25 protein-coding genes are annotated in these 24,226 nt (G+C 72.2%); 5 read left to right on the forward strand and 20 right to left on the reverse strand.

Annotated features, from left to right (window positions below):
• Positions 1-148: 148 nt before the first annotated feature.
• The 3 genes from rplT to infC all read right to left on the reverse strand — a co-directional run bounded on the left by rplT (position 149) and on the right by infC (position 1,693).
• Positions 149-532 (reverse strand): 50S ribosomal protein L20, encoded by a 384-nt coding sequence (gene rplT, locus OG524_RS06760; RefSeq protein WP_007457565.1) that lies wholly within the window; start codon positions 530-532, stop codon positions 149-151.
• Between the two features lie 114 nt (positions 533-646).
• Positions 647-841, reverse strand: coding sequence for a 50S ribosomal protein L35 (gene rpmI, locus OG524_RS06765; RefSeq protein ID WP_031097481.1), 195 nt, complete (start codon positions 839-841; stop codon positions 647-649).
• A 120-nt stretch (positions 842-961) separates the two neighbouring features.
• The gene (infC, locus tag OG524_RS06770) at positions 962-1,693 is read right to left on the reverse strand and encodes a translation initiation factor IF-3 (protein WP_405391849.1); all 732 of its coding nucleotides are present in this window, start codon (positions 1,691-1,693) and stop codon (positions 962-964) included.
• Positions 1,694-2,046: 353 nt separating this feature from the next.
• Between infC and OG524_RS06775 the strand changes: the two genes are divergently transcribed.
• The gene (locus tag OG524_RS06775) at positions 2,047-2,412 is read left to right on the forward strand and encodes a DUF1844 domain-containing protein (protein WP_384500735.1); all 366 of its coding nucleotides are present in this window, start codon (positions 2,047-2,049) and stop codon (positions 2,410-2,412) included.
• Between the two features lie 66 nt (positions 2,413-2,478).
• Here the strand turns inward: OG524_RS06775 and OG524_RS06780 are convergent, their stop codons facing one another.
• Positions 2,479-3,207 carry an SseB family protein gene (locus OG524_RS06780; protein WP_405391848.1) on the reverse strand — a complete coding sequence of 243 codons (729 nt, stop codon included), beginning with the start codon at positions 3,205-3,207 and terminating at the stop codon, positions 2,479-2,481.
• Between the two features lie 86 nt (positions 3,208-3,293).
• Between OG524_RS06780 and OG524_RS06785 the strand changes: the two genes are divergently transcribed.
• Positions 3,294-4,214, forward strand: a complete 921-nt coding sequence (locus OG524_RS06785; RefSeq protein WP_405391847.1) for a serine hydrolase — start codon at positions 3,294-3,296, stop codon at positions 4,212-4,214.
• Between the two features lie 51 nt (positions 4,215-4,265).
• Here the strand turns inward: OG524_RS06785 and mycP are convergent, their stop codons facing one another.
• Together mycP and OG524_RS06795 are read right to left on the reverse strand one after the other, a co-directional pair.
• Positions 4,266-5,441, reverse strand: a complete 1,176-nt coding sequence (gene mycP, locus OG524_RS06790) for a type VII secretion-associated serine protease mycosin (protein WP_405391846.1) — start codon at positions 5,439-5,441, stop codon at positions 4,266-4,268.
• A complete protein-coding gene (locus OG524_RS06795; protein ID WP_405809465.1) occupies positions 5,438-6,547 on the reverse strand; it encodes a hypothetical protein in 1,110 nt (369 codons plus the stop codon). Before OG524_RS06795 ends, mycP begins: the two co-directional genes overlap by 4 nt.
• A gap of 185 nt (positions 6,548-6,732) precedes the next feature.
• Between OG524_RS06795 and OG524_RS06800 the strand changes: the two genes are divergently transcribed.
• Positions 6,733-7,935, forward strand: a complete 1,203-nt coding sequence (locus OG524_RS06800; RefSeq protein ID WP_405809467.1) for an amino acid deaminase/aldolase — start codon at positions 6,733-6,735, stop codon at positions 7,933-7,935.
• Between the two features lie 65 nt (positions 7,936-8,000).
• On the opposite strand, the gene ssuE is transcribed toward OG524_RS06800, so the two are convergent.
• The 10 genes from ssuE to OG524_RS06850 all read right to left on the reverse strand — a co-directional run bounded on the left by ssuE (position 8,001) and on the right by OG524_RS06850 (position 18,132).
• Positions 8,001-8,561: an NADPH-dependent FMN reductase gene (gene ssuE, locus OG524_RS06805; RefSeq protein ID WP_405391844.1), complete on the reverse strand. Its 561-nt coding sequence runs from the start codon at positions 8,559-8,561 to the stop codon at positions 8,001-8,003.
• A gap of 119 nt (positions 8,562-8,680) precedes the next feature.
• Positions 8,681-9,448: an alpha/beta hydrolase gene (locus tag OG524_RS06810; protein WP_405391843.1), complete on the reverse strand. Its 768-nt coding sequence runs from the start codon at positions 9,446-9,448 to the stop codon at positions 8,681-8,683.
• 153 nt (positions 9,449-9,601) lie between these two features.
• Positions 9,602-10,942, reverse strand: coding sequence for an LLM class flavin-dependent oxidoreductase (locus OG524_RS06815; RefSeq protein ID WP_405809469.1), 1,341 nt, complete (start codon positions 10,940-10,942; stop codon positions 9,602-9,604).
• 23 nt (positions 10,943-10,965) lie between these two features.
• Positions 10,966-11,835: an ABC transporter ATP-binding protein gene (locus OG524_RS06820; protein ID WP_405391841.1), complete on the reverse strand. Its 870-nt coding sequence runs from the start codon at positions 11,833-11,835 to the stop codon at positions 10,966-10,968.
• Positions 11,832-12,722, reverse strand: a complete 891-nt coding sequence (locus tag OG524_RS06825; RefSeq protein ID WP_405391840.1) for an ABC transporter ATP-binding protein — start codon at positions 12,720-12,722, stop codon at positions 11,832-11,834. Before OG524_RS06825 ends, OG524_RS06820 begins: the two co-directional genes overlap by 4 nt.
• Positions 12,719-13,609, reverse strand: a complete 891-nt coding sequence (locus OG524_RS06830) for an ABC transporter permease (protein WP_405391839.1) — start codon at positions 13,607-13,609, stop codon at positions 12,719-12,721. Before OG524_RS06830 ends, OG524_RS06825 begins: the two co-directional genes overlap by 4 nt.
• 2 nt (positions 13,610-13,611) lie before the next feature.
• Positions 13,612-14,640: an ABC transporter permease gene (locus OG524_RS06835; RefSeq protein WP_405391838.1), complete on the reverse strand. Its 1,029-nt coding sequence runs from the start codon at positions 14,638-14,640 to the stop codon at positions 13,612-13,614.
• Positions 14,641-14,725: 85 nt separating this feature from the next.
• Positions 14,726-16,282: an ABC transporter substrate-binding protein gene (locus tag OG524_RS06840; RefSeq protein ID WP_405809472.1), complete on the reverse strand. Its 1,557-nt coding sequence runs from the start codon at positions 16,280-16,282 to the stop codon at positions 14,726-14,728.
• A 510-nt stretch (positions 16,283-16,792) separates the two neighbouring features.
• A complete protein-coding gene (locus tag OG524_RS06845; RefSeq protein WP_405812434.1) occupies positions 16,793-17,656 on the reverse strand; it encodes a DsbA family protein in 864 nt (287 codons plus the stop codon).
• A gap of 44 nt (positions 17,657-17,700) precedes the next feature.
• Positions 17,701-18,132: an RrF2 family transcriptional regulator gene (locus tag OG524_RS06850; protein WP_405391836.1), complete on the reverse strand. Its 432-nt coding sequence runs from the start codon at positions 18,130-18,132 to the stop codon at positions 17,701-17,703.
• 139 nt (positions 18,133-18,271) lie between these two features.
• On the opposite strand from OG524_RS06850, the gene OG524_RS06855 reads away from it, so the two are divergent.
• Positions 18,272-18,778, forward strand: coding sequence for a cupin domain-containing protein (locus OG524_RS06855; RefSeq protein ID WP_405391835.1), 507 nt, complete (start codon positions 18,272-18,274; stop codon positions 18,776-18,778).
• 2 nt (positions 18,779-18,780) lie between these two features.
• Here the strand turns inward: OG524_RS06855 and OG524_RS06860 are convergent, their stop codons facing one another.
• The 4 genes from OG524_RS06860 to OG524_RS06875 form a co-directional block, all read right to left on the reverse strand.
• Complete coding sequence (locus OG524_RS06860; RefSeq protein ID WP_405809474.1) at positions 18,781-19,707, reverse strand: DUF2510 domain-containing protein; 927 nt, start codon at positions 19,705-19,707, stop codon at positions 18,781-18,783.
• A 23-nt stretch (positions 19,708-19,730) separates the two neighbouring features.
• Complete coding sequence (locus tag OG524_RS06865) at positions 19,731-20,519, reverse strand: 3-oxoacyl-ACP reductase (RefSeq protein ID WP_405809476.1); 789 nt, start codon at positions 20,517-20,519, stop codon at positions 19,731-19,733.
• A gap of 6 nt (positions 20,520-20,525) precedes the next feature.
• On the reverse strand, positions 20,526-21,890 hold the full coding sequence (locus OG524_RS06870) for an aldehyde dehydrogenase family protein (protein WP_405812435.1): 1,365 nt from the start codon (positions 21,888-21,890) through the stop codon (positions 20,526-20,528).
• A gap of 128 nt (positions 21,891-22,018) precedes the next feature.
• Positions 22,019-23,380 carry a glutamine synthetase family protein gene (locus OG524_RS06875; protein WP_405809478.1) on the reverse strand — a complete coding sequence of 454 codons (1,362 nt, stop codon included), beginning with the start codon at positions 23,378-23,380 and terminating at the stop codon, positions 22,019-22,021.
• A 52-nt stretch (positions 23,381-23,432) separates the two neighbouring features.
• Here OG524_RS06875 and OG524_RS06880 point away from each other — a divergent pair, with 52 nt between their 5' ends.
• Positions 23,433-24,206: a FadR/GntR family transcriptional regulator gene (locus OG524_RS06880; protein WP_405391831.1), complete on the forward strand. Its 774-nt coding sequence runs from the start codon at positions 23,433-23,435 to the stop codon at positions 24,204-24,206.
• The last annotated feature ends 20 nt before the right edge of the window (positions 24,207-24,226 follow it).

Here is a 24,226-nt window from a genome sequence, read left to right on the forward strand (position 1 = left end):
AACTCTGCTTCTCTGCGTACGTTTCTCCGCGTACGCGTTTCTCCGCGTACGGATGTCCACGCACGCGAAGCGTCCTTACAACGCGGCGGACCCGCAGACGGCTTGCGCCTGCGGGTCCGGCTGACTACCTCTGGAAGAGCTGCCTGGATCAGGCGGCCTTCGGGGCGTTGACGTCGCTCGGGAGGGCCTTCTGAGCGACCTCGACGAGAGCGGCGAACGCGTTGGCGTCGTTGACCGCGAGCTCGGCCAGGATCTTGCGGTCCACCTCGATGTTGGCGGCCTTCAGACCCTGGATGAGGCGGTTGTACGTCATGCCGTTCTGGCGGGCAGCCGCGTTGATGCGCTGGATCCAGAGCTGACGGAAGTCGCCCTTGCGCTTCTTGCGGTCGTTGTAGTTGTAGACCAGGGAGTGGGTGACCTGCTCCTTGGCCTTGCGGTACAGGCGCGAACGCTGACCGCGGTAGCCCTTGGCGGCCTCGAGGATCGCCCGGCGCTTCTTGTGGGCGTTTACTGCCCGCTTGACGCGTGCCACTTTTAACTCCTTGCAGCGGGGACGGGTGGTCGCAGTGGAACTCACCCGGCCCGGAAACGAATTGGTCCCGGTCGGATCGAGGGCGTGCCTCCGGATTCACCGGAGGCCGCTACCTCACTTGCCGAGAAGCTTCTTGACCTTCTTGACGTCGGCCGGAGCCACGACGACCGTGCCGGTCAGCGAGCGGGTCTTCTTGGACGACTTGTGCTCGAGCAGGTGGCGCTTGCCGGCCTTCTCACGGAGCACCTTGCCGGAGCCGGTGATCTTGAAGCGCTTGCTGGCACCGCTGTGCGTCTTGTTCTTCGGCATCGCGCCGTTCTCTCCTCGTCAGTGGCGCCCCTCTCGGTGCGGGCACCGGACTGCAGGGGCGTCAGATCTTTGGGTGGTTCCCGAGGGACCCGGGGGCGCCTGGATGGCGGCCCCCAGAGGTCACGCCTCGGAAGGTGTCTCGGCCGGAGCCTCGGCAGCCTCGGCCGGGGCCTCAGCGGTCTCACCCTCGGACTCGGCGTCCGGGGTGAACCCCTGACGCTCCGCCTTGCGGGCGGCCTGGGCCTCGCGGGCTTCGGCCATGGCTTCGGTCTTCTTCTTGTGCGGGCCCAGAACCATGATCATGTTCCGGCCGTCCTGCTTCGGGTTCGACTCGATGAAGCCGAGGTCCTCGACGTCCGAAGCGAGACGCTGCAGCAGGCGGAAGCCCAGCTCGGGGCGGGACTGCTCACGACCACGGAACATGATCGTGATCTTGACCTTGTCCCCCTGCTTGAGGAACCGGACGACGTGACCCTTCTTGGTGTCGTAGTCGTGCGGGTCGATCTTCGGCCGGAGCTTCATTTCCTTGATGACCGTGTGCGCCTGGTTCTTGCGCGCCTCACGGGCCTTCATGGCCGACTCGTACTTGAACTTCCCGTAGTCCATGAGCTTGCACACGGGGGGACGGGCTGTCGCCGCCACCTCGACCAGGTCGAGGTCGTACTCCTGTGCGAGCTCCAGGGCCTTGGCAAGCGGAACAATCCCGACCTGCTCGCCGCTGGGACCGACAAGTCGCACCTCGGGAACGCGAATCCGGTCGTTGATGCGGGGCTCGGCGCTGATGGATCCTCCTCGGTAGCACCACGCGACTGCCTGGGGAGAAGCCGCGTAACGTCTGTTTCGTAAGACCAACCGAGCCGGGAACGGAAAAATGCCCCGGACGGGACACAGGCGGGGCTCCTGGAAATACCGGAACACCGCCGCGGTCAACCGCGGGGCGCATCGAGCAGCTCCATCGTCCGTACGGAACGATGGTCGCCACTTGACCGGTGACCCGCCGTCCGTGAGGACAGTCGGGTGGGAGATCGGAGCCTCCACTTGTGGGCCGAGCACATAGGTGTCCGGCCGGTCGTTACACAAGGTTAGCAGCTCCGGGGACCGGCAGCCAACGCGCTGTTCCGCCGCGGTTCCCGCCCGTGCCCGCCGCCGGTCACTACCCGCTCCCGCAGACGGAGGCGTCCGGACGTGGCCTTATCGTGTGGGGCATGAGTGACGCGACCACCCCCAGCACCGAGACCCCCGGCTTCGACGACATGGCCCGCGACATCGCGGAGGTCCCCGCGGTCGAGGTGATCGTGACCGTCGCCGTCAATCTGATGAGCGCCGCCGCCGTGAAGCTCGGCCTGACCGAGGAGGGCGAGCAGCACAAGGACCTGGACGAGGCCCGCAAGCTGGTCCAGGCCCTGGCCGGCCTGCTCGACGCGAGCACCACCGAGATCAGCACCTTCCACGCCTCGCCGCTGCGCGACGGCCTGAAGTCGCTCCAGCTGGCCTTCCGCGAGGCGTCCCTCGTACCGGACGAGCCCGGTCAGGGCCCCGGCGAGAAGTACACGGGCCCCGTCTACGGCTAGTCCGTCCCAGGCCCCCGAGGCCTTCCGAGCCCGCTGCCCGTGACAGGCGGCGGGCTCTCGCGTGTGTCAGCGGGTGAAGAGGGGTTCGCCAGGGGCTTCGGCGTCGGCGGGCAGGAGCGCCAGGTCGAGGCCGCGGACCAGCCTGGCGCGGAGCACCTCGCTGGCCGACAGCGCGTCGGCCACCCGGCGGGCGGCCTCGGCCACCACGGCGTCCGGGCTGAGGACCAGCGCGAGGGTGCCGTCGGCCCGGCCGGGGCCGAGGTGGGCGCGGAGCACCGCTGGTTCCGCGGCGACGGCCTCCCGGACGGCGGCGACGACGGCCGGGTCGTCGAGCGGGTCGGCACTGGTGCGGTTCTCGGCCAGGGCCAGCAGCGCCGGACCGGTGAGCTCGAAGGCCACCGGCCCCGCGAGGTCGAGCACCACGGTGTCGGCCTTCTCGTGCGCGGCGGCCTGCAGGGCCTGGTGCAGGGGTACGGCGACGGGGCGGGCCTGCGGGTCCCACCGGGCCAGCGCGGCGGTGGAGGTGAAGGCGGGCAGCGCCCGCCGGTCCCCGGCCTGCAGGGTCGGCACGGCCATGTCGCTGGTCTTCTCGCGGCGCAATCCCTTCTCGTCCTCCTCGACCTCGCCGAGGACGGCGACGACCGGGACGAGGAGCCTGGCGCCGCGGAGCGCCGCCAGGACGGGGCCGACGGCCGTACGGTCCCCGGACCACGCGGCGAGCGCCGCCGTCAGTTCGGGGGCGGCCGTGCCGTCGTCGTCGGAGAAGCCGGGGTCCGGAATGTTCTTGAGCGCCACACGACGAGCGTAGTGGACCGGTTCTCTCACCCGGGCGACAGGTCGGGCACAGGCTGCTGCCAGCTGCGGTTCCTAGCGTCCGGACCATGCCCCGACACAGAACGCGCAGGTCCGCGCTGTCCGCCTCCGTGACGGCCGTCGTCCTGCTGGCGGGTTCCGCCGCGGGCGGCGCCTGTCTGGTGGGTCGTTCACCGGATCCCGCGCCCGCCGCCGTGGCATCCGTATCCTCCGCATCGAGCCCGTCGGCCGCGGCGGGCACGAGCGAGGAGCCCGAGGTGGATCTCGACGCGGAGCTGGCCGAGGCGCTGGCGCCCCTGGCCGGCGACGCCGATGCGTCGGTGGACGTGTCGGTTGCGGTGCTGGACACGGAGAGCGGGGAGAGCGCGGCGTACGGGGACGGGGCGTACGACACCGCCAGCATCGTCAAGGTCGACATCCTGGCGGCGCTGCTCCTCCTGGCACAGGACGAGGGGCGGGAGCTGAGCGGCGCCGAGCTCGCCCGGGCGGACGCCATGATCCGGCGCAGCGACAACACCTCGGCCACCGAGCTCCTGAAGGTGGTCGGCGGCGAGGAGGGACTGGACGCGGCGAACGAACGGCTGGGGCTGACCGCGACGACGGCCGCGCACGCGTGGGGGCTGACGCAGACCACGGCCGCGGACCAGGTGCGCCTGCTGGAGGCGGTGTTCGGCACGGATTCGGAGCTGTCCGAGGCCTCCCGTACGTATCTGACGGACCTGATGGGCGAGGTGGGGGCGGACCAGCAGTGGGGGGTGTCCGCGGCGGGCACCGACTGGGCGCTGAAGAACGGCTGGATGCCCCGGACGACGACCGGTCTGTGGGACATCAACAGCATCGGCCGGGTGGAGAGCGGCGGACACACCTACCTGCTGGCGGTACTGTCCCGCGGCCACGCGACGAAGGAAGCAGGCGTAACCCTGGTCGAATCCCTGGCAAAAGCAGCACTGGCCGCCCTCACCCCCCAGGCCTGGCCAGGTCGGTGGTAGCCGGCGGACGCGGCCGACGGCGTGTCGGCACTTCTGGCGGTCCTTCGGCTCTCAGCGACGTCCGGTGCCGCGCCAGAGGACCACGGCCAGGGCCAGCAGGACCGCGCCGAGTCCGCCGGCAGCGGGGGCCAGCCAGCCGGCCGGGTCCTCGTCCTGCGGCTTCGGGGCGGGGCCGGATCCGAAGTACTGCTTGCGGTGGCCGGCCGGGGCGGACTTGGCGCCCAGGCCCTCGGGGGTCAGCTTCGCCCCGGCCTCGATCGCGGCGGCGGGGTCGGCCAGGCCGTAGCCCCGGGCGTCGTCCCGGCCGTTCTCGGGGGAGTTGCGTGCGGTGTCCGCGAGCAGGGTCTTGATCTGCGCGGGCGACAGGTCCGGGTGGGCGGCGCGGATGAGGGCGACGGCTCCGGAGACGAACGCCGAGGCGGCGGACGTGCCCCACTCGATGTAGTAGTGCCGGTCGGGGTTGGCGACGACGATGTCGACGCCGGGCGCGCTGACCGTGGCGTACCAGCGGCGGGTGGAGAACGCGGCGTGTGTGCCGTACTTGTCGACGGCGGCGACCGCGATCACACCGGGGTAGGCGGCCGGGTACGAGACGCGGTCGCCCTTCTCCCCGCTGTTGCCCGCCGAGGCGACGACGGACACGCCCTTGCCCAGGGCGTACTGGACGGCGGCGTCCTCGCTCGGCTCGGGGTGGGCGGACTTGCTGTCGTCGCCGAGGGAGAGGTTGATGACGTCGGCGCCCTGGTCGGTGGCCCAGCGGATGCCCTCGGCGAGTGCGGTGCCGCGTGACTCGCGGGCCTTGGTGCGGGACGGGTCGTTGGATTCGAGGATCACCCGGCCGGGCAGGATCTTCGCTCCCGGCGCCACGCCGAGCACGCCGTCGCCCCGTCCGGGGCCGCTGCCGTGGCCCGCGATGATGCCGGCCATCGCGGTGCCGTGCAGGGCCCAGGACCCGTCGCCGCGTCCGGCTCCGAAGCCGATGAGGTCCTTGCCGGGCAGCACCTGACCTTCGAGGTCGGGGTGGCTTCCGTCGACTCCGGTGTCCAGGACGGCGACGGTGATGCCCTCGCCCTTCGTGGTCTGCCAGGCCCGGTCGGTGTGGAGGGCCTCCAGGCCCCACTGCTGGTCGCGGATGGCGTCCGCGTGGGCGGGGACGGCGGGCAGCAGGGTGAACGCGGTGGCCGTGGCCACCGCGACGACGGCGCGGTACCGGTGCGGGCGGGTCATTCCGGCTTCTCCGTGAGGTCGGTGACCGTCCTTCGCAGGGTGCGTTCCACCCGGTCGGCGATCCCCTCGGCCTCGTGGCCGAGTCCGGCCTGGGCCGGGGTCGTCGTGGCGCCCGACGCCATGGCAGCGGCGGCGGGCTGCGGCTCGGCGACGCCGCGTCCGTCGGCGAAGCCGGAGACGGCGAACACGACGACGGGCACCTCGGTCAGTACGTGGACCGTCCAGCTGGCGCGCTGCCCGTCGCCGAAGCCTGCGGCGACGGTGCCCTCGGCCGGGTAGGTACGGGGCATGAGGTCGGCCCGCGCACCGAGGCGCTGTTCGGTGAACCGGGTGCTCAGCGCGCTCATCTTCGCGGCGTCCGCCTCGGTGAAGACCATGCCGACCGTGGTGACGCTGCTGTGTGTGGCGTCGGTGTAGGTGGCCCGCACCATGCGTGCGCAGCCGACGGGCCGGAGCGCCTTGAGGAGCAGCGGGTCCAGGCCGGCCGCGCAGTCGCTGTCGGAGGCGACGGCGACCCGGGTCCAGGCCCGGTCGGTGGCTCCGGGTCCCGCTCCCTCGCCCTTGAGGGTGCGCGGGAAAAGGGTGTCGACCGGAACGCTGTGCCAGGCGGACCGGCCCACCGTGTACGCGTCGTCGGCGCCCGGCTCGGCTGCGGAGTTCCCGGTGAGCCAGCTGCCGGTGACGGCGCCGCCGATCAGTCCGAGGCCGAGGACGACGCAGGCCGCGGCGGCAGCGGTCCTGGCCGGGTGCCGGGTCTTCACGGGGCGCAGGCGGGTGGTGGTTTCGACGGGCGTCTCGGCGGGCGCCTGTGTGTACGCGTAGTACGCGCCCGGCGGGGCGGGGGTCGCACCCGGGCGCGGTGTGAGGTCGACCGCGCCTACGGGCCTGCGCCGGGTGGCGGGCGGCGGGGGTGCGGCGGGGCGGGCGGGTGGAACGACGCGCAGCCGGGCGGTCGTCTCCGTGGGTGGGGGGTCTGCCGGGGGTGGTGGCACGGGCCGGCCGTCCGGCGGGGTGGTCCGGTCGCTGTGCGACGGGGGCCCGGTGGGCACGGGCGGCGGGGTGTCCGGGCGGGGCGGCACAGGAGCGCGTTGCGCTTCGGTACTCATCCGGCCCCCTGGTCCACGTCCCCGTACCGCCTGCGGATCACCGTCCCGGACAAGGCCGCCGGTCATCCGCGTGACGGTCACTCTACGGGGTGGCGGGCGCCCGGTGGGAACGGGACGGAGGGCACGGGGGATCTGCACCGAACGTCCCCCTACCCAGCGGTACGGCCGTCTGGCAAGCTGCGGCCATGACTGCCCGCGCCGCTGACCGGACCCGGTACGACCGGGCCACCGCCCATCTCGACGCCCCTGTGGCCGTGGTAGATCTGGAGGCCTTCGACGCCAACGCCGACGACCTCGTGCGCCGGGCGGGCGGGAAGCCGGTCCGGGTCGCGAGCAAGTCGGTGCGCTGCCGTGCCCTGCTGGATCGGGTCCTGGCACGCCCCGGGTTCGCCGGGATCATGTCGTTCACCCTGGCGGAGTCGCTGTGGCTGGCCCGGGCCGGTTTCGACGACGTCCTGCTGGCCTATCCGTCGGCCGACCGGGCCGCGTACGCCGAGCTGGCGGCCGATCCGAAGCTGGCGGCGTCCGTGACCGTGATGGTCGACGACCACGCGCAGCTGGAGCTGATCGACGCGGCGCGGTCCGGCGGGACGGAGGAGGTCCGGGTCTGTCTGGAGCTGGACACCTCGCTGCGGATGCTCGGCGGCCGGGTCCGGATCGGCGCGCTGCGTTCCCCGTTGCGCTCCCCCGCCCAACTGGCCGATCTGGCCCGCTCGGTGGCCCGCAGGCCGGGCTTCCGGCTGGTGGGGCTGATGGCGTACGAGGGCCATGTCGCCGGTGTGGGCGACTCGGTGGCCGGCCGGCCGCTGAGGTCACGGGCGGTCCGGCTGATGCAGGCGACGGCCCGCAGGGAGCTGGTGGTCCGGCGGGCGGAGGTCGTACGGGCGGTCCGGGCCGTGACGCCGGATCTGGAGTTCGTGAACGGGGGCGGCACCGGCAGTGTGCAGCACACGGCGGCGGAGGCCGCGGTGACCGAGATCGCGGCCGGGTCGGGGCTGTACGTCCCGCGGCTGTTCGACAACTACACCTCGTTCACCGGCCGTCCGGCCGCCCTGTTCGCGCAGCCGGTGGTCCGGCGGCCGGGCGTGGGTGTGGTGACGGTGCTGGGCGGCGGCTATCCGGCGTCCGGCGCGGCGGGTCCGGACCGGCTGCCGGTCCCGTACCTGCCCGAAGGGCTGCGCTACGACCCGCAGGAGGGTCCGGGAGAGGTGCAGACGCCACTGCTCGGCCCGCCCGCGGACGATCTGCTGATCGGGGACAAGGTGTGGTTCCGGCACGCCAAGGCGGGCGAGCTGTGTGAGCGCTTCGACGAGCTGCGGCTGATCGAGGGCGACCGGATCACGGCGACCGTACCGACGTACCGCGGCGAGGGCCGTACGTTCCTCTAGGCCTCGCGCCGGTCGGGCGGGGTTGCCGTCGCCCCCGCCCGGCCGCCCGGCCGCCCGGCCGCCCGTCATCGTTCCGCGGTGGCCAGCACCGCGGCCCGGCCGCCCAGCAGCGCGGAGAACCGGTCCGTCACCTGGTCCAGGGCCTCGGCGGAGCCCGGCGCGACGGTGAGCGTGCCGTCGTCGCCCACGGTGATGTCCTTGTCGAGCGTGAACCAGCCCTGGGTGATGTGGGCGGCGCCCATCGAGCTGAGGACGGGCCGCAGCGCGTAGTCGATGGCCAGGACATGGGCGGTGCTGCCCCCGGTGGCCAGCGGCAGCACCGTCTTCCCGGTCAGGGCGTACTGCGGGAGCAGATCCAGGAGCGACTTCAGCAGACCGGAGTACGCGGCCTTGTAGACGGGAGTGCCTATCACCACGCCGTCGGCCCGCTCGAACAGCGCGGCGGCCTCGACGACGGCCGGGTGCCGGAAGTCCGCGCCGAGCAGCGCGCCGGGAGGCAGGGTGCGGACCTCCAGCGAGGTGACCTCGTGGCCCTGGAGCCTGAGCCGGTCGTCGAGATGACGCAGGAGACGTGCGGTGCGGGACGTCGCGGAGGGGCTTCCGGAGACGGACAGAATGGCGGCCATGGGGAGACCTTCCGGGTTCGGGGTTTCAGGGTTCAGGGATGACGGACGACGGGGTGGCCCCGGAGCGGATCGGTCGTGTCCGGGGCCGAGCACTCACACCGGGCACGCACGGCACGCGGTCACCAGGTACTCGTCTCCACCGCGACCACCGGCACGAGTTCGTTGCGCAGCGTCTCCAGGAACGTGACGATCTCGGCGGCCACGGAGCGGTGCTGTATGTCGTTGAGGACGTCGTGGTGGCCGCCGCGGACCACCGAGAGTCGGGCCCGGGGCAGTGACTTCGCGAAGCCGGCCAGGGTGTCGTGGTCCGCGAGCGGATCGGCGTCGCCGACGAGGAGGAGCGCGGGGACTGCGGTTTCGCCCGTGTAGGCCGCCGTGAGCAGCGCGTCCGGCACCGCGTCGCCGAGCGAGCCACGCCGTACCTGGGAGTCGTCGGTGAGCGTGCCCCGGTGGACGGGGCAGGACGTACGTACGTCGAGTTCCCGGTCCCACGGTCCGGCGGCGGTGGCGGCGTGGCCGGGAAGCCCTGCGAGGACGACGGCGTCCGGCAGTCCGGCCGCGGGGGCGTCGTCGCGGCCGAGGAGCGCGGCGAGGGCGACGGCACCGGTGTCGGCCCCCACCAGGACGACGGGGCGGGCGGTGCCGTCCTCGGCGGCGGTGCCCTCGACGGCTGTCGTGAGCCGGGCGCCGAAGCGGGTCAGCGAGCCGGTGAGGTCGTCGGTGTCGAGGTACGGGGCGTCGACGACGCGGACCCGGTAGGCGTCGGCGGCGAGCCGCCTGCCCAGCCGGGTGTAGGTGGCCCGGGTCTCCCCCCGGCCGGGCACCACGACGATCGTGGCGCGGGTGCGGAGGCCCTCGGGGGTGTGGTGGTCGGTGTACTGGGTCATGTCGCACTCCGGGGGGTTCGGGCTGGGTCGTGGGGTTCCGGCCGTTGCCGGGCCTGGCGGCGGGTCCGGTCCGGGTCGCCGTCGCGGTACCGGACGTGGGTGGGGAAGCCGGGTGCCGTCGCGGGTGGTTCGCTCATGGCGCCGGGCGGCCGGTCAGCCGTTCACGAGCCGGGGCTCGCGGGCGTGGCGGTTGCCGGGGACGGGCAGGCCGAGGTTGCCGCGGAGGGTGTCTGCCGCGTACTCGGTGCGGTACAGCCCGCGCTTCTGGAGGATCGGGACGACTCCGTCGACGAAGAGGTCGAGGTCCTCGGAGGTGCGGAAGGCGAGGTTGATCCCGTCGAAGGTGCCCTCGTCGAACCACTGCTCGATGGTGTCGGCGACCGTCTCCGGGGCTCCGACGAACGGCGACTCGCGGAACGAGTTGATCGAGTCCGCGACCTGCCGGAGCGTCAGCTTCTCCGTGCGGGCGCGCTCGATGAGCTTGCCGGCGCCTGTCCGGCCGCCCTTCTCGGCGAGGTGGGCCACGTCCGGGAACGGCGCGTCCAGGTCGTGCGTGCTGAAGTCGTAGGCACCGAACGAGCGGCCGAGGAGCGCCAGGTTGCGGTCGAAGTCGTTGTCCTCCTCGAAGATCTCCCGCTCGCGCCGCCTCGCGGCCTCGTCGGTCGCGGCGACGACGGGGCCGCCGTGGATGAAGATCTTGATGTGCTCGGGGTCCCGGCCGTAGGCCGCGGTGCGCCGCTTGACGTCGGCGTAGTACTCCTTCGCCTGCTCCAGCGATCCGCCCGGTGCGTAGATCCCTTCGGCGACCTGGGCGGCGAGGTCGCGGCCCTCCGGGGAGACCCCGGCCTGGAAGATGACCGGCTGGCCCTGGGGCGAGCGGGAGAGGTTGAGCGGTCCGGCGACCTTGAAGTGCTCTCCGTCGTGGTCCAGCGTGTGGAGCTTGTCGGGGTCGAGGAAGAGGTTGCGCTCCACGTCGGCCGGGAAGGCGTCGTCCTCGTAGGAGTCCCACAGTCCGCGGGCCACCTGGACGAACTCCAGGGCGCGGCCGTAGCGGGTGGTGTAGTCGAGGTGTTCGTCGAGCCCGAAGTTCTTGGACGTGCCGGTGTCGAAGCTGGTCACGACGTTCCAGCCGGCGCGGCCGCCGCTGATGTGGTCGAGGGAGGCGAACCGGCGGGCGAGGTTGAACGGGGAGTTGTACGTCGAGCTCGCGGTGCCGACCAGGCCGATGTGCCTGGTGTGGGTGGCGACGGCGGACAGCAGGGTGAGGGGCTCCAGGCGGTTGAGGTAGTGCGCCGGGTAGGTGGCGTTGATGAACTGGCTGTCGACGATGAAGAGTGCGTCGAAGAGCGCGTGTTCGGCCGCCTGTGCCTGCCGGATGTAGTGGTTGATGTCGATGCTGGAGTTCTTCGCGACGCGCGGGTCCTTCCAGAGGCCGTGCTGGCCGGGGCCTCCGACGCCGTAGGGGTGCAGTGCGAGGTGGATCGTGCGGGACATGGCTGGTTCCTTCCGGTGGTGGCTCAGGCGTTGAGCAGGGCGCGCAGGGCTTCGCGTCCGGCCCGGTCGGCGGGGGCGGTGCGCAGGGTGGGTGCGGATCCGACGAGCAGCCGGGTGTAGGCGTGCCGCGGGGCGTTGATGACGTCGCGGGCCCTTCCGGTCTCGACGAGTTCGCCGCGGTAGAGCACGGCGATGCGGTCCGCGGTCCCGGCGACGGATCCGAGGTCGTGGGAGATGAGGACGAGGGCCACCCCGCCGGCACCGAGTTCCTTGAGGATCTCCAGGACCTGGACGCGGTTGGCGGAGTCCAGGGCGCTGACCGGCTCGTCGAGGATGACCAGCCGGGGTTCGGTGACCAGCGCGCGGGCGACGGCGACCCGCTGCCGCTGCCCTCCGGAGAGCTCGCCGGGCAGCCGGTCGAGCAGGTCCTCGGAGAGGCGGACACGGTCGAGGAAGGAACGGGCGCGCAGGACCGCCTCCTTGCGCCCGGTGCCCTGGATGAGCAGGGGTTCGATCAGGGAGTCCTCGATGGTGAGGTCCGGGTCGAGGCTGCGCAGCGGGTCCTGGAAGACGTACTGGATCACTCCGCGGCGGCGCAGTGCGCGCCACCGGCGGTTGCCGTACGCGGTGACGTCCTCGCCGGCCACGCTGACCGAGCCGGCCGAGGCCCGCACCAGGCCGAGAGCGGCGCGGGCGAGGGTGGACTTGCCCGAGCCGGTCTCGCCGATGACGCCGACCGTCTCGCCGGGGGCGACGCTCAGGGAGACGCCGCGCAGGGCGTGGTGGCGTCGGCGGCCCCGGCCGTAGTGCACGTCGAGGCCGGTGACCTCCAGGGCCGGCTGCGGGGCCGCCGCGCGGCCTGCCGGGTCCGTTCCCGGGGTTTCGGTGGTCATGACGCCTCCTTCGGCGCGAGGAACTTCTCCAGGCCGTACTGGTCGTGTTCGGCTATGAGCAGTCGGGTGTACTCGTGCCGCGGGTCGTACAGCACCGACCGTGTCCGGCCGTGCTCCACGACCTCGCCCTCCCGCATGACGAGGACCTCGTCGCACAACTGGGCGACGACGGCCAGGTCGTGGGCGACGACCACGAGCGCGAGGCCGGTCTCCTCGCGCAGTTCGGCGAGGAGGTCGAGGATCTCGGCCTGGACGGTGACGTCGAGAGCGGTCGTGGCCTCGTCGGCGATGAGGGCCCGTGGGCCGGCGGCGATCGCCGCGGCGATGAGGACGCGCTGGAGCATGCCTCCGGAGAGTTCGTAGGTGTACCGGTCGTAGACCAGTTCCGGGTCGGCGAGGCGGACCGCCCGCAGGAGTTCGACGGCGCGGTGCCGTGCCTCGCGCCTCTTCAGTCCCTTCTTGATCCGGACGACCTCGGCTATCTGGGCGCCCACGCGGATCGAGGGGTTGAGGTAGGACGCCGGGTCCTGGAAGACCGCGCCGATCGTGGATCCGCGCAGGGCCGTCCACTGGCGGGGGGTCAGGGCCGCGATGTCGGTGCCGTCGATCTCGACGGAGCCGCCGCTGATCTCGAAGTCCGGGGGCAGGATGCCGAGCGCGGCACGGCAGGTGAGGGTCTTGCCGCTGCCGGACTCGCCGACGATGCCGACCGTCTTTCCGGGGGTGAGTTCGAAGCTGACCCCGTGGACGATCTCCCGGCCGGTGCCCCGGTCGGTGATGCGTACGTCGCGGACGGCGAGCACCGGCGGGGCCGTCGGGCCGCCCGTACCGGCGGTCGTGGCGGGCCGGGTCCGCTCGGCGGCGGTGTTCTGGGCCGTCGGAGTCATCGGGCACCTCCTGCGGGTACGGGGCGGTCCTTGCCCAGGCGGTTGGCGCGGACCTTGCGGTTGTCGGCCAGGGTCCGGCCCGCCTCTCCCGAGACGTCGCGGATCGCGTCGGCCAGGAGGTTGCCGGCCCAGACGGTGACCATGATCAGCAGTGCGGGGGCCACCGGGGCCCACGGCCGGTGGCTGAGGTAGCCGAGGTCCGAGGCGAGCAGTCCGCCCCACGTGGGCGCGGGCGGCTGGACGCCGATGCCGAGGAACGTCAGGCTCGACACGATGACGAAGCCGACGCCGACGGTCTGGGCGAGGGCGACCGCGATGGGCGGCAGCACCTTGACCCAGACGTGGCGGCGCACGACCCAGCCGGTGGAGGCCCCGGCGACGATCGCCGCCTCGACGTACGGGGAGCGGGCCACGGCGAGGGTGGCGGCGCGGGAGACCCGGTAGAAGAGCGGGGAGACCAGCGCCCCGGTGACCAGCATCGCCTGGGTGAGGCCGTTGCCGAGCAGGGCGATCACGGCGACGGCGAACAGCAGGAACGGCAGGGCGACCAAGGTGTCCGCCAGGCGGAGTGTGAACCACTCGAAGACCCGGCCGAGGTAGACCGACAGGATGCCGGGGACCGCGCCGACGACGAGTGCCGTCAGCGCGACTTCGAGCGAGCCGAGGACGCTGACGCGGGAGCCGTCCAGGAGGCGGCTGAACACGTCACGGCCGAGGTAGTCCGTGCCCAGCCAGTGGGCTCCGGAGGCCGTCGCGAGGGTGTTGTCGCTGGTGGCCAGGGGGTCCTGCGGGGCGAGCCACGGGCCGAGGATCGCGAGCAGCGCGATCAGGGCGAGGATGACGACGGCGATCCGTCCGGACGTGAGTGCGAGAACGCGGCGCACCATGGTCACACCCCCCGTTGAGAGGCCGGCGTCACGCGTGCCAGCACCAGGTTGACGATCAGGTTGAAGGAGACGACCAGGACGATCGACACCACGAGGACGCCCTGCACCGCGGGCACGTCACCGGCCTGGGCGGAGTCGTTGGCGAACCTGCCGAAGCCCTGCAGGCCGAATATCCACTCCGTGACGACGGAGGCGCCCACGAGGGCGGGGAACTTCAGGCCGAGGGTGGCGAGCGTCGGGCCGAGGCCGTTGCGCAGGATGTGGCCGAAGAAGATCCGTCGCGGGCTCAGTCCCCGCACCACCGCGCCCGTCACGTAGTTCTCGCTGTGGGCGGCGACGAGACCGGTGCGCAGCTGGCGGGCGACATCGGCGATGACGTCGCAGCTCAGCGCGAGCGCGGGGAGGGTGATGTGGGCGAGCCACGGACCGATCCCCTGCTCGGCCGGTATGTAGCCGGCCGAGGGGAACAGATCGAGCCCGACCGCGAGGACGGCGACCAGCACGATGCCGACGACGAAGGGCGGCATCACGGAGATCACGGTGACGAATCCGGTGATCGCCCGGTCGATCCACGTGCTGCGCCGGAGGGCGGCCAGCGTGCCGAGGGCGAAGCCGGCGACGACCCCGATGACCAGCGCGAACGTCGCGACCGAGAGGCTCACCCCCAGGCCCAGTCCGATGAGGGTGGAGATGTCCGCGCCGTTGACCCAGCTGACGCCGAGCTCTCCGTGCAGGACGCCGGTGAACCAGTCCCAGTACTGGGCCAGGAAGGGCTTGTCGAGACCCCATTGGGCCTCTACCCGCTGGATCGCCTCGGGGGTCGCGTTCTCGCCCAGCTGGATCCGCGCCGGGCTGAGCCCGCTCAGCGACCGCAGCGCGAACGTCACGAAGGTGGCCACCAGGAACACGGGCACGAAGATCGCGATCGAGCGGGCGATCACGCCCAGGATCCGGCCGAGGGCGTGCCGCGTCCTGGCTGCGGCGACCCCTCGGCGCCGGGCGGGCACGACCTGGAGCGCGGTCGTCGTCATCGGTCTGCCTCCTTTCTGTCGGGGTGGTCGGGTCTGTCGGGGTGGTCGGGTGTGGTCGGGGAGGGTGTGGTCGGGGAGGGAGGGGTCAGCTGCCGGAGATGGTCACGCCGGTCCAGTCGATGTGGGCCGGGTTCTTCGGCAGGCCGGATACCGTCCTGCTCTTGGCCAGCAGGTTCGGCGAGGAGTACGTGAAGATCAGCGCCTTGCTCGCGAGGCCCGCCCGGGTGGCCGCCCGCAGGGCCTCGGTGTAGCCCGGTGCGTCCAGCGGGGTCTGACGGACCTTCGCGGTGGCTGCCGCGAAGCCCTCGGGCTCGTACGGCGTGCTGAGGTTGAGCGGGCCGTTGGGGCCGAAGTGCGCGGTGAGGGTCTGTACCGCCGAGTCACGGCCCGTGGTCGAGTACAGCGAGAAGGCCAGGTCCTTGGCGAAGAACGGAGTCGCCCAGTTCTTGTCGATCTTGATCGTGACGGTGACGCCGACCGCGGCCAGCTGCGACTGGACGATCTCCGCCTGCGGGTCCTCCGTGGGGATGACCAGGTCGAGCTTGAGATCGCCGGCCTTGTGGCCCGCTTCGGCGAGGAGCCTCTTCGCCTTCGCCGGGTCGTAGGGGTAGGCGTTCTCCGACTTCGGGTCGTACGCCTCGTAGCCCTTCGGGAACGGCTGGTCGGTCGTCTCGCCGTAGCCGAAGGTCAGTTTGTCGACGAACTCCTTGCGGTTGATCGCGTGGCGGAAGGCCTCCACGACCTTGTCGTCGTCGAACGGCGCCTTGTTGATGTTGAGGCTGATGTTTGAGGCGTTGAACCCGGGCTGGACGAAGACGTCCAGGCCGGCCTTCTCGGCGGCGTCCGCCTGGCTGGGGTCGAGGTCGGCGAAGTTGTAGACACCGGTCTGCAGTCCGGATACGACGGTGGAGGCGTCGGGGGCGGACACCAGCTCGACGTTGTCGATGTGGATGTTCTCCGCGTCCCAGTAGTCCGGGTTCTTCTTCAGGACGGCCTTGGTGCCGGGGACCAGCTGCTCGACGACGAACGGGCCGGCGCCGACCGGGTTCTGGTCCAGCTTCTCCGGGGCATCGGCCGCCTTCGGGCTGGCGATCTGCAGGACGCGCTGACCGAGCAGCTGCGGTATCTGGTAGTCCACCTGGGAGAGTTGGAGAACGGCGTCCAGCCCGTCCGCCTCCACCGACTTGATCGAGGTCAGATCACCGAAGAGTGCGGAGTTCTTCTGCTTCTGCGCCCGCTCGATCGCGGCCTTGACCGCGGTGGCGTCGACCGGCTCGCCGTCGCTGAACTTCAGGCCGGAGCGCAGGTGGAAGGTGATCCGGTCGCCCCTGTCGTTGTACTCCCAGCTCTCGGCGAGGTCGGGAACCGCCTTGCCGTCCTCGTCCGTACGTGTCAACGAGGCGTACACCAGGGCGAGTTCACGGAACTGTGCGCCACTGCCGGAGACCACCGGGTCCCAGTGGGCGGGGAAGTACGAAGAGGCCCACTTCAGCGTGGAGTTGCCGGTCGCCGAGGAGGCGTCACCTCCGCAGGCACACAGGGCCGGGACGAGCAGGGCGACGAAGGCGGTTCCGAGGACGGCGGCCCGCCGGACGGGCCGGAAGGTCGTGTCGGGGCGGCGGATCGTGCGTCGTACGGACATATCGCTCTCTCTGTGGTGGGTCCCGACCCGGGCCAGGGCATGAGGGATCAGGAGAAGGGGGGGGGACGGTTCGACAGGAACCCGCACATATCCAGCTGAACGGGACCACGCGGGACCGTCGGCCCTGACCGGAAGGGGCAGACCGGCGGAGACTTCGGCACATCCCGGGGCAGGTCGGGACGGCCGGGACCGGCGGTCCCGCGGGGTGGCCCGTCGGGATACGGAGAAGACGCGCGGAGGAACGCGGAGGCGCAAGCGCGGGAGGGGGACAGGCGCGGCCGGAGGTACGGCGGGCAGTCGGTGCTGCCGGCAGGGTCAGGCGGCGCCTGTGGGCCGGGGTCGCCGGGCGGTCAGCGACAGAGAGCGCTGGAGGTGCGCCGCAGGTCCACGTAGCGGCACACCACGCCGGGGTGCGTCGTGAGCATGGTGCACATCCTGGGGGCAGCGATCAGCGGCTGTCAATGGACACCAATTGGTGTCTCATTCCGCGAAACGGCCTCTGACCGCAGCTCAGGGCCCTGCGGGGGCCTGCGGGGTGGTCGCGGGATGCGTCGCGGCCTCCTCCGGGTGCAGCCACAGAGGGCCGTTCGCGGTTTCCACCCGGACCGCGCCGGGCGGCGGCCAGGGCCCCTCGGTGAGCAGCAGGCGCTCCGGCTCCGTCAGGCTCCGGTAGCGCTCCAGCGCCTCCTCGGGGGCGATCGTCCCGGACGCCGCGAGCAGCCCGGGGCGGAGCTCCTCGACGGCCGTCGCGTACGCCTCGAAGGGGCGCCAGCCGGGCACGGCACGGTGTCCCGCCGGGGTGCGGAACAGGAGTGTCGGCAGTGCGTAGCGGTACCCGCCGTCGCCGGTCTCCTTGGCCGTGCCGGGATGCGGTGAACCGCCCTGGCCGGACAGCACTTCGGGCACGGGGCGGCGCGCCTCCGCGCGATCGGCGCGGACCTGTTCCAGCGTCTCGGCGGACGCGGCGTCGGCCCGCAGCCGCACCGGGTCCAGGCCCCGCACCCCGTGCGCCGCGGACAGGGCCGACGCGGTGGTGTCGGCCGGTTCGCCGACCACGAAGACGGTCTCCCGCAGCCGTCGCAGCACCGGCCCGGCCACGTCGGGGCCCTGGAGTTCCGCGGCCTTGGCGACGAGCGAGGAGGGCCAGGAGCTGGCCGCGACACGGCTGAGCCGCGCCGCACGGGGGGCCAGGGTGTGGCCGCCGATCCCGGCCAGGTGGTGTGCGTACCAGGCCGTCTCGGCCGCCGGGTCGGGCGGTGGGTCGTCGTCGTGGTCGAAGAGGATGGCGTACGCCCTGCGCCAGTGGACCCGGTCGGCCAGGGCCGCCCGCAGCCGGCGGAAGACGGGCTCCGATCCCCAGGCCCAGGGGCACATCGGGTCGGTGTACTCGACCACCTCCAGCAGGGGCTCCGGGGAGGTCACGCGGCGTCGGCCCTGGACTGCCGGTGCGCGCCGGCGGGCAGCAGCGAGGTCAGGGACTGTCCGCCCAGGAGCGCCACCGCGCTCGCCTCGACCTGCCGCCACAGACCGGGCAGTCCCCCTGCGGGGCCGGGGTAGTCGAGTCCGCCCAGCGACTCGCCGCGCAGGGTGATCACCTCGCCGTCGACGGCGCGCACGATGTCCAGGAGGGTGATCTCCTCGGCAGGCCTGCCGAGCCAGTAGCCGCCTTCGCAGCCGCGCTGGCTGCGCACCAGGCCCGCCTTGCGCAACTCGCCCACCACTGACTTCAGGAATCGGAACGGGATGTCCTGCGAGGAGGCGATGGCCTCGCAGGTGAGCGGACGGCCAGGCTCACAGGCGAGCTCCAGGAGAGCGCGCGTGGCGTAGTCCGCCTTCGCGGAGATATGCATGGCGACATCATGCCCGGACGACCCGTCCGGGGTGAGGGCTTCCACCGGTTCCGCTCATACATTTCGGCAACATTGCCGCAGGTGAAGGGGAAAGGACACCTCTTGACATCCTTTCCGGCGCGGCCCTAGCGTCCCTGCCATGAGCGAGCCGTTGACGACCCCCGGTGAAGGGTTCCACCCTCATCTCCATGACGCCCCGGGCCGCACCGCGGCACCACTGCACACCCGTCTGCACCACATTCGCGCGGACTCCCTGGACGGGGACACCGCGCAGACCGGCGGCATGCGCAGGTTCGCCGCCGTCAGCGGGAAGACCGTCGGTTCCGAGAAGCTGTGGATGGGCCAGACGCATGTGGCCCCCTCGACCTCTTCCTCCGACCACCACCACGGCGAGTCCGAGACCGCCATCCATGTGATCAGCGGACACCCCGAGTTCGTCTTCCTGGACGACTCCGGCGAGGAGCCGGAGGAGGTCCGGCTGCGCACCTCTCCCGGTGACTACGTCTTCGTCCCGCCGTTCGTGCCGCACCGGGAGGAGAATCCCGACCCCGCCGAGGAGGCCGTGGTCGTCATCGCCCGCAGCACGCAGGAGGCGATCGTGGTCAACCTCCCCCGCCTGTACGCCCTTCCGCCCGAGAGCGCCTGACGTCAGCTGGGACCCACGGTGCTGCCGACGCCGCCGCTCGTGGCGCTGTCACCGAGCGGGCGGATCCCCTCGGTGATCGTGTCCATGAGGGAGAGCGGCAGTTCGTCCCTCCCCGCGTCGAAGGCGAAGCGCACGACGACCGGCGTCTCGCTGCCCACCGCCGAGGGGAAGACCAGCGACTGCACGTAACCGCCGGGGCCTTTACCCGTGGTGACCCGCCACCGCACCAGATGGCCGGTGCGCCCGGCCACGCTCACGGACTCGGACGCCAGCACCTCGTGGGACCTGATCCCGCCGTGGACCGGGTCGCCGGCGGAGTTCTCCTCGTAGGCCGCGTCGGCCGCCCTGCGGATGTCCTCGTCGGCCAGCGCCTCCATGGAGGTGAGGCCGCCGCTCGCCGTGCGTACGGTGACCGTGCCGTGGTAGCAGTTGCTCCCCGAGTCGCCGGGGCAGGTGTAGGAGCCGACCGTACGCATCGTGGAGGCGTCGTCGAGGGTGTTCTCCGGCTTCTCCCAGCCTTCGGGCACCCGCAGGGTGACTCCGTTGAGCTGGTCCACGAGCACCCGCGGGCCGTCGTCGGGGGACGGGGCGGCCGATCTCCCGGTCCCCGTGGGGGCGGGCCTCGGTGCGGTGGTCCCGGGCGCTGGCCTCTGCCCCGTGGCACCACCCCCGCCGTCCGTGCCCAGCACCACGAAACCGGTGACGACCGCGGCGACGACCGCCAGGGCCGCCCCGGCGACCGCGACCGTCCTGGTGGTGCGGCCGCCCCCGGGGGCGGACACCCGGGACGCGGCCGGCAGCGGGAGCGCCATGGGGTGCGTGACGGCGGCCGGCCGGGTGTGTCCGGTCCATGCCGTGCCGTCCCACCAGCGCTCGGCGCCGGGCATGTTCACGTCCGGGTACCAGCCGGGCGGTGTCGCGTTGCTCATGCCCTCCACTGTAGGGAGAGGTCCTACAGCGGGGTCACGTAAGCCCCCGAGATCCCGCCGTCGACGAGGAAGTCCGTGGCGTTGACGAACGAGGAGTCGTCGCTCGCGAGGAACGCGACGGCGGCGGCGATCTCCGTCGCGTCGGCGAACCGGCCGACGGGAATGTGCACGAGCCGGCGGGCGGCGCGCTCCGGGTCCTTGGCGAAGAGCTCCCGCAGCAGTGGGGTGTCGACCGGCCCCGGGCACAGGGCGTTGACCCGGATGCCCTCACGGGCGAACTGCACCCCGAGCTCACGGGACATGGCGAGCACCCCGCCCTTGGACGCGGTGTACGAGATCTGGGAGGTCGCCGCCCCCATCCGGGCCACGAAGGAGGCGGTGTTGATGATGGACCCGCGTCCCTGGCGCCGCATGTAGGGCAGGGCGGCCTTGCAGCAGAGGTAGACGGAGGTGAGGTTGACGTCCTGGACGCGCTTCCACGCCTCCAGCCCGGTGGTGAGGATGGAGTCGTCGTCGGGCGGCGAGATCCCGGCGTTGTTGAACGCGACGTCGACCGAGCCGTAGGTGTCGTACGCCGCCTTGAACAGCGCCTCCACCTGTTCGGGGTCGGTGACGTCGACGCGTACGAAGGTGCCGCCCACCTCCTCCGCGGCCGCCCGGCCCGCGGTCTCGTCGATGTCGCCGCAGACGACGTGGGCGCCTTCGGACGCCAGCCTGCGCGCGGTGGCGAGGCCGATGCCGCTGCCCGCTCCGGTGATGACGGCGGTGCGGCCGGTCAGGCGGCGGCAGATGTTCCCGGGGTCGGTGGTCATGCGTGTTCAGGCCTCCGTGCCGATGAAGACGTTCTTGGTTTCGGTGAAAGCCGCGAGGGCGTCGGGCCCCAGTTCACGGCCGAGTCCGGACTGCTTGACACCGCCGAAGGGGGTCCAGTAGCGCACGGCGGAGTGGGAGTTGACGGACAGGTTGCCCGCCCGGACCGCTCGGGAGACCCGCAGGGCGCGGCCCACGTCGCGGGTCCAGACGGAGCCGGCCAGGCCGTACTCGGTGGCGTTGGCCAGCCGGACCGCGTCCTCCTCGTCCTCGAAGGGCAGCACCACCGCGACGGGCCCGAAGACCTCCTCGGTGGCGACGGGCGCGTCCGGACGTACGTCGGTGAGGACGGTGGGCGGGAACCAGAAGCCCGGGCCGTCCGGGACGGTGCCCCGGATGCCGGCCGCCCCGTCGGGGACATACGCGCGGACCCGGTCGAGCTGCGCCCGGGAGATCAGCGGCCCCATCTGCGTCTTCTCGTCGCCGGGGTCGCCCACGACGACCGAGGCGACGGCGGGGGCGAGGAGGCCGAGGAAGCGGTCGTACACGGACCGCTGGACGAGGATCCGGGTACGGGCGCAGCAGTCCTGGCCCGCGTTGTCGAGGAAGGACATGGGTGCGGCCGCGGCGGCGGCCTCGATGTCGGCGTCGGCGAAGACGAGCGTGGGGCTCTTGCCGCCGAGTTCGAGAGTGAGGCGCTTCACACGGTCGGCGCACCTGGCCATGATGCGCTTGCCGACCCGGGTGGACCCGGTGAAGACGATCTTGGCGACTCCGGGGTGTTCGACGAGCGCGTTGCCGGTCACCTCGCCCGCGCCGGGCAGCACCTGGAAGAGGTGCTCGGGCAGCCCGGCGTCCAGGGCGAGCCGGGCCAGGTGCAGGGCGGTGAGCGGGGTGGTCTCGGCGGGTTTGAGGAGTACGGCGTTCCCGGCGGCCAGGGCGGGCGCGGTGCCCCAGGCGGCGACGGGCATGGGGAAGTTCCAGGGGGCGATCACCGCGACGACACCGAGGGGTTCGAGGAAGGTGACGTCGATCCCTCCGGGTACGGGGATCTGACGGCCGGTGAGCCGCTCCACTCCCCCGGCGGCGTAGTCGAGCAGGTCCCGGACGTTGCCGGCCTCCCAGCGTGCGTTGCCCAGGGTGTGGCCCGCTTCCGTGACCTCCAGCCGGGCCAGCCGCTCGGCGTGTCCGTCGACGAGGACGGCGAAGCGGCGCAGCAGCCGGGCGCGGTCGGCGGGCGCCAGGGCGGCCCAGGTGCGCTGGGCGGCCGCGGCCCGGGTGACTGCGGTGTGGACCTCGGCGACGGTGGTGGCGGGGACGGTCGCGACGAGCTCCTCGGTCGCCGGGTTCAGCACGCGGTGCTCGGCGACCACGGATTCCGGGGTCCCGGGGCCGGGGGCCACGGGTTCGAAGGTCGCCGGGCCGGGAAGCACGGCGTCGGAGGTCACGGGCTCGGGGGTCACGGGCTCGGGGGTCACGGGCTCGGGGGTCACGGGGTTCCTCACAGGCGTTCGAAGGAGCGGCGGAGCTCCCAGTCGGTCACCGCGGCGTCGAAGGCCTCCAGCTCGACGCGGGCCATGTTGCGGTAGTGCGCGACGACGTCGTCGCCGAAGGCCTCCCGGGCCACGTCGCTGTCCTCCCAGAGGGCGGCGGCGTCACGGAGGGAGGTGGGGACCTGTTCGTAGCCGGCGGTGTAGGCGTTGCCCTCGCACGCCTCGGGGAGTTCCAGCCCGTGCTCGATGCCGTGGAGTCCGGCGGCGACGAGTCCGGCGACGGCGAGGTAGGGGTTGACGTCCCCGCCGGGAAGCCGGTTCTCGAAGCGCATCGAGCGGCCGTGTCCGACGACCCGCAGGGCGCACGTGCGGTTGTCGTGGCCCCAGGCGACGGCGGTCGGGGCGAAGGACCCGGGCTGGAAGCGCTTGTAGGAGTTGATGTTCGGCGCGTAGAGCAGGGAGAAGTCGCGCAGGGCGGCGAGCTGCCCGGCGAGGAACTGCCGCATAACGGGGGACATGGTGCCGTCCCCGCCCGCCATGACGCTGTGTCCGTCGGTGTCCTGGAGCGAGAGGTGGATGTGGCAGGAGTTGCCCTCGCGCTCGTTGAACTTGGCCATGAAGGTGAGCGCGACGCCCTCCTGGGCGGCGATCTCCTTGGAGCCGGTCTTGTAGACGGCGTGCTGGTCGCAGGTGACGAGGGCCTCGTCGTAGCGGAAGACGATCTCGTGCTGGCCGGGGTTGCACTCGCCCTTGGCGGACTCGACGGCGAGGCCCGCGCCCGCCATCTCGTTGCGGATGCGGCGCAGCAGGGGCTCGACGCGGCCGGTGCCCAGGACGGAGTAGTCGATGTTGTACTGGTTGACCGGGGTGAGGTCGCGGTAGTTGCGGTCCCAGGCCTGCTCGTAGGTGTCCTTGAAGACGATGAATTCGAGCTCGGTCCCCACATGCGCGGTGAGGCCGTGCCCGGCGAGCCGCTCCAGTTGCCGCCGGAGGATCTGGCGGGGTGCGGCGGCGACGGGCGAGCCGTCCTCCCAGGCGAGATCGGCCAGGACCATGGCGGTGCCCTCGTGCCACGGGATCCGGCGCAGGGTGGCGAGGTCGGGGCGCATGGCGAAGTCGCCGTAGCCGTTGGACCAGGAGGACATCGCGAAGCCGTCGACGGTGTTCATGTCCGTATCGACCGCGAGCAGGTAGTTACAGCCCTCCGTGCCGTGCTCCAGGACCTCGTCGAGGAAGAAGGACGCCGCGAAGCGCTTCCCCTGCAACCGGCCCTGCATGTCGGGGAAGGCGAGGACCACGGTGTCGATCTCGCCGCTCGCGACGAGCACGCGCAGCTCCTCGGTCCCGAGCGGGGGTGTTCGGTCTGCCACGGGGATACTCCTCGCTCGGCCGGCGGGAAGGCGCGGCCGGTCGGTCTAAGGTATGGGAGAAAACCATTGGGGGGAAGGGAATCGGGACGTGGCGGAAGAGACCGAGGACTCCGGAGCCTTCGACCGGCTGCTGCCCGTGCTGCGGCCGGTACGTGCGGGCAACGGCTTCGAGGAGGCCCTGGAGCAGGTCCTCCAGGTGGTCCGGCTCGGACTGGTGCCGGCGGGTGGCCGGCTGCCCGCCGAGCGAGACCTGGCCGAGCTCCTCGGCATCAGCCGCGTCACCCTGCGGGAGGTGCTCAGAGTGCTTCAGGACCAGGGCCTGATCGAGGCCAGACGCGGCCGGTACGGCGGTACGTTCGTGCTCCCCCGCACCGGTTCGGCCGACGGCGACGAGCTGCGCCGCCGGGTGGCGGCGGTCGACATTGAGGACGTCCTGCGTTTCCGCGAGGTGCTGGAGGCGGGCGCGGCGGGACTGTGCGCGGCGCACGGCCTCGACGAGGAGGGCGCGGACCGGCTGCGTACGGCTCTGACGGCGACACACGAAGCACCTCTGCCCGACTACCGCAGGCTCGACACCCTGTTCCACCTGACGCTGGCCGAGCTCTCCGGTTCCCCGTCGCTCACCGCGCAGTACGCCGCGGTCCGGGCGACCGTGAACGACCTGCTGGACTGCATACCCCTGCTCGTGCGGAACCTGGAGCATTCGCAGCACCAGCACACGGCGCTCGTCGATGCGGTGCTCGACGGCGACGAGGAGGCGGCGCGCGCGGTGATGCGCGAGCACTGCGCCGGGACGGCGGCACTCCTCCGGGGATTCCTGGCTTGATCCAGCCCTTCCGGATCATC

The organism is Streptomyces sp. NBC_01520 (assembly GCF_045040375.1).
Classification (GTDB): domain Bacteria; phylum Actinomycetota; class Actinomycetes; order Streptomycetales; family Streptomycetaceae; genus Streptomyces.